Origin of the sequence: Pseudomonas sp. PDNC002 (assembly GCF_016919445.1) — a bacterium.
Classification (GTDB): Bacteria; Pseudomonadota; Gammaproteobacteria; order Pseudomonadales; family Pseudomonadaceae; genus Pseudomonas.
Genome location: NZ_CP070356.1, coordinates 923594 through 935991, shown reverse-complemented (window position 1 = coordinate 935991; position 12398 = coordinate 923594). Strand labels below are relative to the sequence as shown.

14 protein-coding genes are annotated in these 12398 nt (G+C 65.2%); 8 read left to right on the top strand and 6 right to left on the bottom strand.

Annotation, left to right across the window (positions count from 1 at the left end):
* Positions 1-71 precede the first annotated feature (71 nt).
* Positions 72-971 carry a response regulator gene (locus JVX91_RS04360; RefSeq protein ID WP_205338188.1) on the top strand — a complete coding sequence of 300 codons (900 nt, stop codon included), beginning with the start codon at positions 72-74 and terminating at the stop codon, positions 969-971.
* A gap of 124 nt (positions 972-1095) precedes the next feature.
* Positions 1096-1995, top strand: coding sequence for a peptidoglycan DD-metalloendopeptidase family protein (locus tag JVX91_RS04355; RefSeq protein WP_205338187.1), 900 nt, complete (start codon positions 1096-1098; stop codon positions 1993-1995).
* Positions 1996-2059: 64 nt separating this feature from the next.
* Here the strand turns inward: JVX91_RS04355 and JVX91_RS04350 are convergent, their stop codons facing one another.
* The 3 genes from JVX91_RS04350 to phoB form a co-directional block, all read right to left on the bottom strand.
* Positions 2060-3400, bottom strand: coding sequence for a hemolysin family protein (locus JVX91_RS04350; RefSeq protein ID WP_205338186.1), 1341 nt, complete (start codon positions 3398-3400; stop codon positions 2060-2062).
* Positions 3401-3492: 92 nt separating this feature from the next.
* A complete protein-coding gene (phoR, locus tag JVX91_RS04345) occupies positions 3493-4797 on the bottom strand; it encodes a phosphate regulon sensor histidine kinase PhoR (RefSeq protein ID WP_205338185.1) in 1305 nt (434 codons plus the stop codon).
* Positions 4798-4836: 39 nt separating this feature from the next.
* Positions 4837-5526 (bottom strand): phosphate regulon transcriptional regulator PhoB, encoded by a 690-nt coding sequence (gene phoB, locus JVX91_RS04340; RefSeq protein ID WP_205338184.1) that lies wholly within the window; start codon positions 5524-5526, stop codon positions 4837-4839.
* Positions 5527-5838: 312 nt separating this feature from the next.
* On the opposite strand from phoB, the gene JVX91_RS04335 reads away from it, so the two are divergent.
* Entirely contained in the window at positions 5839-6204 is a 366-nt protein-coding gene (locus tag JVX91_RS04335; protein WP_205338183.1) for a hypothetical protein, read from the top strand.
* Between the two features lie 125 nt (positions 6205-6329).
* Here the strand turns inward: JVX91_RS04335 and ubiA are convergent, their stop codons facing one another.
* Both ubiA and JVX91_RS04325 read right to left on the bottom strand, forming a co-directional pair.
* Positions 6330-7220 (bottom strand): 4-hydroxybenzoate octaprenyltransferase, encoded by an 891-nt coding sequence (gene ubiA, locus JVX91_RS04330; RefSeq protein WP_205338182.1) that lies wholly within the window; start codon positions 7218-7220, stop codon positions 6330-6332.
* A gap of 27 nt (positions 7221-7247) precedes the next feature.
* On the bottom strand, positions 7248-7802 hold the full coding sequence (locus JVX91_RS04325) for a chorismate lyase (RefSeq protein WP_240201696.1): 555 nt from the start codon (positions 7800-7802) through the stop codon (positions 7248-7250).
* A gap of 221 nt (positions 7803-8023) precedes the next feature.
* Between JVX91_RS04325 and JVX91_RS04320 the strand changes: the two genes are divergently transcribed.
* From JVX91_RS04320 to JVX91_RS04300, 5 genes are all read left to right on the top strand, one after another.
* On the top strand, positions 8024-8191 hold the full coding sequence (locus JVX91_RS04320) for a rubredoxin (RefSeq protein WP_015479573.1): 168 nt from the start codon (positions 8024-8026) through the stop codon (positions 8189-8191).
* A gap of 198 nt (positions 8192-8389) precedes the next feature.
* On the top strand, positions 8390-8557 hold the full coding sequence (locus tag JVX91_RS04315) for a rubredoxin (protein ID WP_017520693.1): 168 nt from the start codon (positions 8390-8392) through the stop codon (positions 8555-8557).
* A gap of 88 nt (positions 8558-8645) precedes the next feature.
* Positions 8646-9800, top strand: a complete 1155-nt coding sequence (locus JVX91_RS04310) for an FAD-dependent oxidoreductase (RefSeq protein WP_205338181.1) — start codon at positions 8646-8648, stop codon at positions 9798-9800.
* 196 nt (positions 9801-9996) lie between these two features.
* Positions 9997-10269 (top strand): HU family DNA-binding protein, encoded by a 273-nt coding sequence (locus JVX91_RS04305; RefSeq protein ID WP_017520695.1) that lies wholly within the window; start codon positions 9997-9999, stop codon positions 10267-10269.
* 135 nt (positions 10270-10404) lie between these two features.
* A complete protein-coding gene (locus JVX91_RS04300) occupies positions 10405-10806 on the top strand; it encodes a hypothetical protein (RefSeq protein WP_024762049.1) in 402 nt (133 codons plus the stop codon).
* 151 nt (positions 10807-10957) lie between these two features.
* Here the strand turns inward: JVX91_RS04300 and JVX91_RS04295 are convergent, their stop codons facing one another.
* Positions 10958-12364, bottom strand: coding sequence for an aminoacyl-tRNA deacylase and HDOD domain-containing protein (locus tag JVX91_RS04295; protein ID WP_205338180.1), 1407 nt, complete (start codon positions 12362-12364; stop codon positions 10958-10960).
* Between the last annotated feature and the right edge of the window lie 34 nt (positions 12365-12398).

Sequence of the window (12398 nt, the reverse complement as noted above, 5' to 3'; positions counted from 1 at the left end):
CGGTTTTATCCCAATGGCACGTAGCCACCCGGCAAGGCTATTCTTCGCCCTATCGTTTTCGGGAGATGCCGATGGGCAAGGTCAGTGTGCTGGTCGTGGATGACGCTCCGTTCATTCGTGACCTGGTGAAAAAGGGGCTGCGGGACCATTTCCCCGGCCTGCAGATCGAAGAGGCAGTCAACGGCCGCAAGGCGCAGCAGTTCCTCGCGCGCCAGGCCGTGGACCTGATCCTCTGCGACTGGGAAATGCCCGAGCTGTCGGGTATCGAGCTGCTGACCTGGTGCCGCGAGCAGGACAGCCTGAAGACCACACCCTTCATCATGGTCACCAGCCGTGGCGACAAGGACAACGTGGTGCAGGCTATCCAGGCCGGCGTCTCCGATTTCATCGGCAAGCCATTCTCCAACGACCAGTTGGTGAGCAAGGTGAAGAAGGCGCTGTCCCGCTCCGGCAAGCTGGAGGCCCTGGCGGCGCAGGCTCCGCAACGCAGCCTGGTCGGATCGATGCCCAACGATTCGCTTGCCGCGCTCACCGGCGGCAAGGCCGAGGTCGTGCGTCCGGCCGCGCCTGCTGCGCCGCGTCCCGCCCAGGCGGCCCCGGCGCCCGCGGTCGCTGCTCCCGCCGCTGCCCGGAGTGGCGCCAAGGGCCAGCAAGGCCAACTGCGCCTGCCGGCTGCCAACCTGCCCTGCGTGATCAAGGCGCTCAGCCTCAAGGAAGCGCTGCTGGTGGTGAAACGCGGTACGCCGCTGCCGCAGGTGCTGGAAAGCGCCGTGCTGGACCTGGAAGAGGACAGCGACGTCGCTCGCCTCAACGGCTACCTCCACGCCGTGGCAGCGCTCGAGCCCAAGCCCGATAGCGAATGGCTGCAACTGACTTTCCGCTTCGTCGATCGCGACCCGCAGAAACTCGACTACCTCTCGCGCCTGATCGCCCGCGGCAGCAGCCAGAAGCACTACGTGCCCGGCGCCTGATCCGGTTACATTTTTGCCGGACGGCCGGCAGGTACTGCTTCACACGCCGACCGGCGGCAGGTCGCGACGCCGCGGCGACGCTGCTAGTCTTGCCAGCGTCGCCATACCTATAACCAGAGTCGACATGCTAGGGCGCAGTATCTTCCTGTGCGGTCTTTTGGCCGCCTCGGGGACGGCTTCGGCCGTGACCATCTACAAGTACACCGACGCCAACGGCGTGGTCACCTACACGGACAAGGCCGTGGCGGGTGCGGCCGTGTTCGTCTTCCGCGACCGCATGGTCGAGCACCTGGAACAACAGGTGAAGCTGGAGACGAAGAAGCACGCTGGCGGCGAGACGCTGCAGGTGCGCAACGACCTGTACGCGCCGGTGGAAGTCGAACTGAGCGTGAGTGGCGCGCAGAACGCCATTGGCGTACCGGAGCGCCCGATCCGCTGGGTGCTGCCGCCGCGTAGCGCGATCCGTCTCGCCACCCTGACGCCGCTCGATCCCAGTAAACCTTTGCGCTACAAGCCCACGCTGCGCTACGCCCTGGGCGATCCGCGGCCGCGGCCGTTGTCCTATCAGTACGCCCTGCCGTGGGTGGGCGGTCCGTTCCGCCTGACCCAGGGCGCCAATGGCCGCTACAGCCACTTCACGCCCAAGGGGCGCTACGCCATGGACATCGCCATGCCGGTGGGCACGCCCATCGTCGCGGCGCGGGGCGGCACGGTGGTGAAGATCGAGAATGGCCAGGATGGGCGCGGCAAGAATCCATCCGGCAACTTCGTTCGCGTACTGCATGACGACGGCACCATGGGCGTTTACCTGCACCTGATGCGTGGCTCGGTGGTGGTCCGCGAGGGGCAGCGCGTGGCCACCGGTTCGCCGCTGGCGCAGTCGGGTAACACCGGCAACAGCAGCGGTCCGCACCTGCACTTCGTGGTGCAGCGCAACGTCGGCCTGGACCTGGTGTCGATCCCTTACGACTTCGCCCAGCCGGTGGATTCGCTGCCGAATTTCGCGGTGGTCAAAGGCAACTGACCGATGCCTTGCAGGAAAAGAAAAAGGCTGCCCGAGGGCAGCCCTGTTCGTTGCGCGGGGACTGTCAGTCCAGCTTGACCACCTTGGCCAGGACGATCTTCGGCCCTTTCATCTTTTTCACGATGATGCGCAAGCCTTCCGCCTCGAGGACTTCCTCCTCCTCGGGTACGCGCTTGAGGCTGTCGTAGACCAGGCCGGCGAGGGTATCCGCCTCGACGTGGTCGAGGTCGATGCCCAGCAGGCGCTCCAGCTTGAACAGCGGGGTATCGCCACGCACCAGCAGCTTGCCCGGTTGGTAGGCGACGATGCCGCGCTCGGTCTTGCGGTGCTCGTCCTGGATATCGCCGACCAGCACTTCCAGTACGTCTTCCATGGTCAGGTAGCCGACCACCTTGTGGTCGGCTTCTTCCACCAGCGCGAAGTGCGAGCCGCCCTGGCGGAACTGCTCCAGCAGGCGCGCGAGCGGCAGGTGTTTGGTGACCATCTCCAGCGGGTGGGTCAGCTCGTCGAGATCGAAGGATTCCGGCAGGCTATCCAGCGTGGCCAGGGCAAGCAGCAGGTCCTTGATGTGCAGCAGGCCGGTGAACTCGCCCTTCTCGCTGTCGTACACCGGATAGCGGCTGTACTTGTGGCGGCGGATGGTGGCAAGGATGTCGTCCAGCGGCGCGCTGCGCTCGAGGTACACCAGGTCCTCGCGGGAGTTGGCCCAGTCCGCCACTTCCAGTTCACCCAGTTCCACTGCCGAGGCCAGTACGCGCATGCCCTGGTCGCTGGGGTCGTGGGCGCGGCTGGAGTGCAGGATCAGCTTGAGCTCGTCACGGCTGTAATGGTGCTCGTGGTGCGGCCCCGGCTCGCCTTGCCCGGCGATCTTCAGGATGGCGTTGGCGCTGGCGTTGAGCAGCCAGATGGCTGGGTACATGGCCCAGTAGAACAGGTAGAGCGGCACTGCGGTCCACAGCGACAGCAACTCCGGCTTGCGGATCGCCCAGGACTTGGGCGCGAGCTCGCCGACCACGATGTGCAGATAGGAAATGATGAAGAACGCGGTAAAGAACGACACGCCGCGGATGACTTCCTCGGAGTGCACACCAATGGCAGCCAGCAGCGGTTCGAGCAGTTCGGCGAAGGCCGGTTCGCCGACCCAGCCCAGGCCCAGGGAAGCCAGGGTGATGCCCAGCTGGCAGGCGGAGAGGTAGGCGTCGAGCTGGTTGTGCACCTTGCGCAGGATGGTGCCGCGCCAGCCGTGCTGCTTGGCGATGGTCTCCACGCGGGTGGAGCGCAGCTTGACCATGGCGAACTCGGCGGCGACGAAGAAGCCGTTGAGCACGACGAGGAACAGGGCGAACAGGATCAGGCCGAAATCGGCGAAATAGGTGAGGAAGTGGCTACTAGGGGAAGGGTCCATGGTTCTGTTGGATTGAGAATGGACGGACAAGAATGCGGTTCAGCGGGCCCGGCTGGCAAGCCCGCTCAGTCAAGAGTCGCATTCGAGAGTGATTATGCGCGGGTCTCGACCTGCAGCGGCGGGAAGTGGCAGGTGAAGCTGCTGCCCTTGCCCGGCACGCTGCTGATGTCCAGGGTGCCGCGGTGGCGCAGCAGCACGTGCTTGACGATGGCCAGGCCCAGGCCGGTACCGCCGGTGTTGGCATTGCGGCTGGAGTCGACGCGGTAGAAGCGCTCGGTCAGGCGCGGCAGGTGCTTGGGATCGATGCCGATGCCGCTGTCCTGCACGGCCAGGTGCGCACCTTGCTCATCGCCCCACCAGCGAATACGGATCTCGCCTTCCTCGGGGGTGTACTTCACCGCGTTGAACACCAGGTTGGAGAAGGCGCTGCGCAGTTCGGCCTCGCTGCCCTTGAGCTTCACCTTCGAGTCGGCCTCCAGGCTGATCCGGTGGTTGCGCGCCCCGGATAGCGCCTGGGCGTCGTTGCGGATCGACAGCAGCATCAGGTCCACCGCCACCGGCTTGTTGTCCGCCGGGTAGTCGGTGGCTTCGAGCTTGGCCAGCAGGAGCAGGTCGTTGAGCAGGTTCTGCATGCGCCCGGCCTGTTGCTGCATCTGTTGCAGGGCGCGGGTCCAGCGCGGGTTAACGTCTTCGACGTTGTCCAGCAGCGTCTCCAGGTAGCCGGCGATCACCGTCAGCGGTGTGCGCAACTCGTGGGAGACGTTGGCGACGAAGTCCTTGCGCATCTGTTCCAGCTGGTGGACGCGGGTCACGTCGCGCACCAGCATCAGGTGTTCGCCGGCGCCGTAGAGGGTGATGTGGAACTGCAGGCGCAGGCTGTCGCTGATCGGCGAGCTGAGTTCCAGCGGCTCGCGGTAGTCCTCGCCCTCGAAGTATTCCTTGAAGCGCGGATGGCGGACCAGGTTGGTCACTGGCTGGCCGCCGTCCTGCGGACTCTTGAGTCCCAGCAGGCGTTCGGCGGACTGGTTCCACCACTCCAGGTTGCCGTCGCGGTCGAGCAGGATCATGCCGTCGCGCAGCGCGGCGGTGGATTCCTGCATGCGGTCGATCACCGCCTGCAGGCGCCCGCGGGCCTTCTGGTTGCGTCGCTGCAGGTGGTAGATGCTGTCGAACACCTCGCCCCACAGGCCGTAGCCATCGGGCGGGGCTTCGTCGGGCTGGTGATTCCTCAGCCACTTGTGCAGGCGCAGCAACTGCCAGGTCGACCAGCCGAGGTAGGCAGCCAGCGCCACGGCGATGGCCCAGCCGTACTGGCCGGTGATCACGCCGAGCAGCGCGCCAGCGGCCACCACCAACAGCAGGTGGCGTATCAGCACGCCTCTCCAGTTCTGGGTCACGAAATTCCGTTCCTTGTACCCGTCAGACGAGAAGTCGGGTCAGCTTTTGGTCGAGAAACGATAACCGGTGCCGCGCACGGTCTGAACCAGATTTTCGTATACCTCGCCCAGGGCCTTGCGCAGGCGGCGGATGTGCACGTCGACGGTGCGCTCCTCGACGTAGACGTTGCCGCCCCAGACCTGGTCCAGCAGTTGGCCACGGGTATAGGCACGCTCCTGGTGGGTCATGAAGAACTGCAGCAGGCGGTATTCGGTCGGGCCCATCTCGGCGGGTTTGCCGTCGATGGTCACGCGGTGGCTGATCGGGTCGAGCAGCAGGCCGCCGACTTCGATCGGGGTCTCGCTGTCGCCGGCGCCGGTGCGGCGCAGCACAGCCTTCAGGCGGGCCACCAGTTCGCGGGGAGAGAACGGCTTGGTGATGTAGTCATCGGCGCCGACTTCCAGGCCCTGGATCTTGTTGTCCTCTTCGCCCTTGGCGGTGAGCATGATGATCGGGATGGACGCGGTCAGCTCGTCGCGCTTGAGGCGGCGGGCCAGTTCGATACCGGAGGTGCCCGGCAGCATCCAGTCGAGCAGGATCAGGTCCGGCTTGCGGTCGACGATCACGGCATGCGCCTGCTGGGCGCTGTCGGCCTCCAGACACTCGTAGCCGGCCATCTCCAGGGCCACGGCGATCATTTCCCGGATCGGAGCTTCGTCATCGACGATGAGGATTGTCTTGCCAACCATGCTGAGGCCTCAGAATTTCTGTGTTGCGCCGCATTAGATAACGGAAATATTTCATGAATGTGACACCGGGATGTTAGCCGAGCCTTGTCGCAGAGCGCTCGTCTATGCTGAACCAGTCACTGCGCGCTTGCGCCACGGTGACGATGGAGCGCACCGGCCCGGTCGGCGGTGCGGCCGGCAGCCCGGCTGCCGGAACCTGCGATGACGGAAGTGAGTGCGTTGTCGACGTCGCCCTGGCCGGCCCTGCCTGTTACCTCGCCCGCCTGCACGTTTGCGCTCGCGCCGTTTCCACCTCACCAGAGGAGAAGCGTTATGAAACTGCTATTCCCGGCCCTGGCACTGGGCCTGATGCTGCCGGCGATGTCCGCGCTGGCCGCCGAACCCGGCATGGAGAAGAACGGCATGCTGGTCGATGCCAAGGGCATGACGCTCTACACCTTCGACAAGGACAGTGGCGGCAAGTCCGCCTGCAATGGCGGCTGCGCGCAGAACTGGCCGCCGCTGATGGCCAGCGCCGATGACAAGGCGATGGGCGACTGGACGCTGATCAAGCGCGATGACGGTAGCGCCCAGTGGGCCTACAAGGGCAAGCCGTTGTACACCTTCGTGCAGGACAAGAAGGCCGGCGACATGGCCGGTGACGGCAAGATGGGCGTCTGGCACATGGCCAAGCCTTAACGGCTCTTGCCAGGAATTCGCTCCTGCAGGTTGGGATTGCCGTAGGAGCGGACTCCGCCCGCGATGGTCTCCTGCGTGATGCGGACCTATCGCGGACGGAGTCCGCTCCTGCGAATGCCCCAGCATCAACGCAGGGCGAAATCCGCCACGGTGCCGAGGAATATCGCCAGCCCCGCCCAGTGGTTGTGCAGGAAGGCCTTGAAGCACTTCATCGGCTCGCGGTCGCGGGTCGAATGGAACTGCCAGGCGAAGCAGCCCGCCGCCACGGCCAGGCCCAGGTAGTAATACAGGTGCATGGCCAGCTTGTTGCCGGCCAGGATCAGCAGCAGGAGCATCAGGCCCTGCAGGCTCAGGTTGATCACCCGGTCGGCGTCACCGAAGAGGATCGCCGTGGACTTCATGCCCATCTTCAGGTCGTCTTCGCGGTCGGTCATCGCGTAGTAGGTGTCATACGCGACTGTCCACAGCACGTTGGCGAAGAACAGCAGCCAGGCCACGGCCGGCAGCGTGCCGCCAGCCGCGGTGAAAGCCATCGGGATACCCCAGGAGAACGCCGCGCCCAACACCACCTGCGGGTAGTAGGTGTAGCGCTTCATGAAGGGGTAGAGCGCCGCGATGGCCGCGCCGCCGAAGGACAGCCAGATGGTCTGCATGTTGGTGCACAGCACCAGCAGGAAGCTCAAGCCCAGCAACACGAAGAAGGCGATCCAGGCTTCGCGCACGGTGACCCTGCCGGTCGCCAGCGGGCGGGCCTTGGTGCGCTCGACGTGGCCATCCAGCTTGCGGTCGGCGAAGTCGTTGATCACGCAGCCGGCCATGCGCATCAGCACCGTGCCGAGGACGAAGATCACCAGGTTCTTCACGCTCGGCACGCCACCGCTGGCCATCCACAGCGCCCAGAGCGTCGGCCAGAGCAGCAGGTAGATGCCGATCGGCTTGTCCATGCGCGTCAGCTGGATGAAGTCCCAGGCGCGGGGATGCAGGCGGGCGAGGGGTTTGATCAGGGCGACGAACATGGCGGCCTCCGGAAAACGATCCGGGAATTATACGGGCTGTTGTTCCACCCGGTGCCACAGAGTCGGCAGGAATACCTCGGCGACCAGCACGCCCAGACCATCGCGGCTGAAGCAGGAGCGGCGGCCCCAGAGGCGCTCGGCGCGCACTTCGGCGGGTAGGCTGGCGGCCGGGTAGCGGCAGACTTCGATAGGGCCGCGGTGGAAGGCGCGGTCGCTGAACAGCAGCTCGCCCAGCGAACGCGTGCCCAGCAGGCGCAGGTCGAAGCCCGAGCCCTCCAGTGCCGAGCGTGCGGCGACGCTGCGGGCGAACACCCAGGGCGTGCCGTGGCCCTTCAGATACACCTCGCGCACCCAGCCCTGGCTGCCGTCGGGCACGCCCAGCGCGGCGCATTCGTCGGTGCGCAGGCGGTGCCAGCCTTCGGCGAGCGGCTGCACCGCGAAGTTGTCTGCGGAGAGGGCAGTGAGCCGGCGCGTCAGTGAGCCTTCATCGAACAGCCAGTCCTGGATCTGGGTGGTCGGCGCGGGATGCAACTGAGCGGCGGTGAGCCAGCGAGGCGGGTGGATCAGGGCGGCTTCGGGCACGGGTTCGACTTGCGGTTGGCCAGGGACGCGGCAGCTTAACATGGCGCCTTTGCGTGGCCGATTGCGTTGTCTGCAACAGTGCCTTGCGCAAAACCCCACCAAAGGTTTGGCCGGCCATCCGGCATTTTTCCAGGGGCTTGCGCCGCAAGCCCATCGCCAGTACAAAGCCGAACATTGGATGCACTGACGTCCAAGCGACAAGAACATGAGGGTGATAGCTGATGAAGAAGTGGCAGTGCGTGGTGTGTGGCCTGATCTATGACGAAACCAAGGGCTGGCCGGAAGAGGGCATCGCCGCCGGTACCCGTTGGGAAGACGTGCCGGAAGACTGGCTGTGCCCGGATTGCGGCGTCGGCAAGCTGGATTTCGAGATGATCGAGATCGGCTGAGCCCGTAAGGATTGATTCCCGCGACGGCGGCCTTCGGGCCGCCGTCTGCGTTTGCGCGGCCGGCAGGCCTTGGCCTTGCGCGGTAGACTGGACGGAGCCGGGTTGGCCTTGCTGACGCTGCCCGGCGGCACGGGCGCCGTTGGCCGGTGCGGTTAAAGTACGTTAGGTTCACTTTGCAATCGCAGGAGGGCTTGGCCGATGCGCAAATGGCAATGCGTGGTCTGTGGCTTCATCTACGACGAGGCACTGGGCCTGCCGGACGAGGGCATCGCCCCCGGCACGCGCTGGGAAGATATTCCGGCGGACTGGGTCTGCCCGGATTGCGGCGTGGGCAAGATAGACTTCGAGATGATCGAAATCTCGTAATCCCAACCCGACACAAAGTATTCATGCGGCGGCCCGAAGGCCGCCGTGCCGTCTTCAGGACAGAGCATTTCTAGAAGTGGAGAGCGCAATGAGCGACAACGCACCGCTGGTGATCATCGGAACCGGTCTGGCCGGCTACAACCTGGCCCGCGAGTGGCGCAAGCTGGACGCGGAAACGCCGCTGGTGCTGATCACCGCCGATGACGGTCGCTCCTACTCCAAGCCGATGCTGTCCACCGGCTTCTCCAAGGACAAGGACGCCGACGGCCTGGCCATGGCCGAAGCTGGCGCCATGGCCGATCAGCTCAAGGCGCGCATCCTCACTCACACCCGCGTCACCGGCATCGACCCGGGCCACCGGCGCATCTGGATCGGCGAAGAAGAGATTCACTACCGCGACCTGGTGCTGGCCTGGGGCGCCGAGACCATTCGCGTACCGGTCGAGGGGGATGCCCAGGACCTGATCTTCCCGATCAACGACCTGGAAGACTACGCGCGCTTCCGCAGCGCCGCCGCCGGCAAGCGTCGTGTGCTGCTGCTGGGCGCCGGCCTGATCGGCTGCGAATTCGCCAACGACCTCACCAGCGGCGGCTACCAGATCGACGTGGTCGCACCCTGCGAGCAGGTCATGCCCGGCCTGCTCCACCCGGCTGCCGCCCAGGCGGTGCAGCAGGGGCTGGAAGGCCTCGGCGTGCGCTTCCATCTCGGACCAGTGTTGAACAGCCTGGTGCGCGCCGGCGATGCCCTGGAAGCACACCTCTCCGATGGCCAGGTGATCGCCTGCGACCTGGTCGTCTCCGCCGTCGGCCTGCGTCCGCGCATCGACCTGGCTGCCGCCGCCGGCCTGGATATCAATCGCGGTGTCATGGTCAACCGCGAGCTGCGCACCTCCCACGCCAACATCTACGCCCTGGGCGACTGCGCCGAGGTCGACGGACTGAATCTGCTTTACGTGATGCCGCTGATGTCCTGTGCCCGTGCGCTGGCGCAGACACTAGCCGGCAAGCCGACGGCAGTAGCCTATGGCGCCATGCCGGTGACGGTGAAAACCCCGGTCTGCCCGCTGGTGGTATCGCCGCCGCCGCGCGGAAGCGAGGGTGAATGGCAAGTGGAAGGCTCTGGCCCGGACCTCAAGGTCCTGTGCCGGGATACCGCCGGTCGATTGCTCGGATATGCCCTGACGGGGGCCGCTGTGGGGGAAAAACTCTCCCTGAACAAGGAGTTGCCAGCCCTGCTGGCGTGACAAGCGTCGCCAATGGCAGTTTTGCCTTGGGAAAGAGCCCGCAAATTGTCAGACGATACTGGCGTACCAGCTTTCGGCGTGCCATTCTCCCCCCGTCTGCCGCAGCCTAGAGCCTGTACGGCAAGCCTGCGGTGCCTTGGGCGCTGTTGGGAAGACAGCACGGACACAACAACAACAAACCGTCAAAGAGGCATTTATGCGTAAACCAGAACTCGCCGCCGCGATCGCCGAGAAGGCCGACCTCACCAAAGAACAAGCCAACAAGGTGCTGAACGCGCTGCTGGATGAAATCACTGGCGCGCTTAACCGCAAGGACAGCGTTACCCTTGTCGGTTTCGGTACCTTCGTTCAGCGCCACCGTGGCGCCCGTACCGGCAAGAACCCGCAAACCGGTCAACCGGTCAAGATCAAAGCCAGCAACACCGTTGCCTTCAAACCGGGCAAGGCGCTGAAAGACGCGGTCAACTGATCGCGCCTGACCCGGAGCCAGAGCGGCTCCGGGTTGCCTCCTCCAGTTACATAATCCCTCCAAAAGACCGGATGTAGTCCGTTTTCAAACTGGCTACAATGCGCAGACTTTTGTCTCGAACGTCGAGGTTTGTGCATGAAATTCCGTCTTCTCCTGTGGATGCTCGGTCGCCTGATGGCCAAGGCCAGCCGCGAAAACCCGGCGTTCCAGAAGCAGCTCGAAGGCAAGGACCTGGTGTTCCAGCTCCACACCCTCGACGGCAAGGTCGCCCGCCACTACATCGTCAAGGACCTCAAGGTCAGCGCCCGTCGCGGTACGCATCCCAGCCCTGCCTTTGCGTTGGGCTTCAAGGATGGTGCCTACGGCTTCGCCACCATGACTTCGAAGAACCCGCAGCTGGCGTTCATGCAGGGCATCCAGAACAAGGACATCCAGATCCAGGGCAATCCCGGCCTGGTGATCTGGTTCCAGGGCCTGGTGAAGTACCTGAAGCCGAAGAAGAAAGCCGCGCCGGCCAGCGACAAGAAAGCGGCCTGAACCGGCCACAAAAAAGCCCTCTTGCGAGGGCTTTTTTTATGGGGGCAGAGAATGGCTTTTCGTAGGAGCGAGCTTGCTCGCGAACCGGAACCGCTTGGTGCTATTGGGTTCGCGAGCAAGCTCGCTCCTACAAGAGAAAGCGCGACTTCGCTCAGTGGCCGGGATTGAACTGGCTGGCCAGCTCGCGCAACACGGCCTCTGCGTCGAGTACCTTGCGCACGGCGTCCTCGGCCTTTTCACGCGGGATGTCCAGACGATCCAGCAGGTCCTGCGGGATGCTGGTTTCCGGGCCGCTGCCGATGCCGTGGTTGCGCAGCAGGCGGGTCGCCAGGCACACCAGGTTGGCGTAGGCCGAGCAGTCGCCGGCATAGGACGGATCGTGCTGGAAGCGCAGCGCGGTGTAGATCTCTTCCGGCATGTCCCAGGTGCGCATCAGCCAGGCGCCGATCTGCTCGCGGGTGATGCCCAGCAGGTGCTGCTCGACAAGGTTGTGCTCGACGTGCGGGTTCACTTCCAGGTGCCGGCAGATCAGCGAGAAATGCGGCGGGAAGATGTGTGCCAGGACCAGGTAGCCAATGCTGTGCAGCAGGCCGCCGAGGTAGGTCAGTCCGGCTTCCGGACGCTCGGCGCGCGGCACGGCGCGGGTCAGGCCTTCGATCACCGCGGCGGTGTAGATCGCCTGGTGCCAGTAGGGCGTGGCGTGCTGTGGCTGATCCTTGGGCAGGCTCAGGGTCTTGCCCAGGGCCAGGCCCAGGGCGAGGTTGATCACCAGGTCGAAGCCCAGTACGCGGACGATGGCGTCTTCCACCGAGCGGATCTTGCCGGGCGCGGCGTAGTAGGGCGAAGCCGCCCAACTGACTACCTGCGCGGCCAGCGCCGGGTCGGTTTCCACCACGCCGGTGATGTCGTCCACCGTGGCGTTGGGGTCGACGCGCAGCTTGATGATCTTCTGCGCGGTTTCCGGCAGCGGCGGGATCTCGATGGTTTCCTCGAGGCGCTGCTGGATGCGGCGGGCGGTGAACGCCTGCACGGCCTGGGTGATTTCCTTGCGGTCGTCGTCCGGGCGGTCGAGGTTCGGTCGGATCGATTCCAACGGCACGCCGAAACGCGCGGCGCTGGCTTTCTCCAGCAGCCCGCGGAACGACGCGGTAGGAATTTCCAGCAGGGTGCCCGGCGCGCCGGACTCGATCAGCAGCTGGGGTTCCTGCAGCAGGCGCTCGTCATACAGGCAGGGCGAGCTGGTCAGCGGCGGCAACGCCGGCAGGCGGCCGAGCTGGTGCTTGCCGAGCATGCGCTCCAGGCGATCGGGTTTGACCGCCACCAGCTTGCGGCCGGTGAGTTCGGCGAGGCGGTTCAAATCGAGCAATTGGCTCTGCGGGAACAGCACCAGCAGAGTGCCGACGGCGTCTTCCAGCAGGCTCGCCTGCACCCGGCGGGTGGCGGGAAGCGTGGTGGAGTCGCTGACCTCGCGAGAGGCGATGCCCAGTTTGTCGAGCAGCTGCAGGATGACCTCGGGGGCCTGCGAGGAGTCGGATGGGGCGCGTGCAAGGTCGCTCATGAATGTGATCCGGTTATCAACGGCTGGGTCGGAG

Coding starts and splice junctions, on each gene's coding strand:
- JVX91_RS04360 (WP_205338188.1), top strand. CDS start 72: ATGGGCAAGGTCAGTGTGCTGGTCGTGGATGACGCTCCGTTCATTCGT.
- JVX91_RS04355 (WP_205338187.1), top strand. CDS start 1,096: ATGCTAGGGCGCAGTATCTTCCTGTGCGGTCTTTTGGCCGCCTCGGGG.
- JVX91_RS04350 (WP_205338186.1), bottom strand. CDS start 3,400: ATGGACCCTTCCCCTAGTAGCCACTTCCTCACCTATTTCGCCGATTTC.
- phoB (WP_205338184.1), bottom strand. CDS start 5,526: ATGGTTGGCAAGACAATCCTCATCGTCGATGACGAAGCTCCGATCCGG.
- JVX91_RS04335 (WP_205338183.1), top strand. CDS start 5,839: ATGAAACTGCTATTCCCGGCCCTGGCACTGGGCCTGATGCTGCCGGCG.
- ubiA (WP_205338182.1), bottom strand. CDS start 7,220: ATGTTCGTCGCCCTGATCAAACCCCTCGCCCGCCTGCATCCCCGCGCC.
- JVX91_RS04320 (WP_015479573.1), top strand. CDS start 8,024: ATGAAGAAGTGGCAGTGCGTGGTGTGTGGCCTGATCTATGACGAAACC.
- JVX91_RS04315 (WP_017520693.1), top strand. CDS start 8,390: ATGCGCAAATGGCAATGCGTGGTCTGTGGCTTCATCTACGACGAGGCA.
- JVX91_RS04310 (WP_205338181.1), top strand. CDS start 8,646: ATGAGCGACAACGCACCGCTGGTGATCATCGGAACCGGTCTGGCCGGC.
- JVX91_RS04305 (WP_017520695.1), top strand. CDS start 9,997: ATGCGTAAACCAGAACTCGCCGCCGCGATCGCCGAGAAGGCCGACCTC.
- JVX91_RS04300 (WP_024762049.1), top strand. CDS start 10,405: ATGAAATTCCGTCTTCTCCTGTGGATGCTCGGTCGCCTGATGGCCAAG.
- JVX91_RS04295 (WP_205338180.1), bottom strand. CDS start 12,364: ATGAGCGACCTTGCACGCGCCCCATCCGACTCCTCGCAGGCCCCCGAG.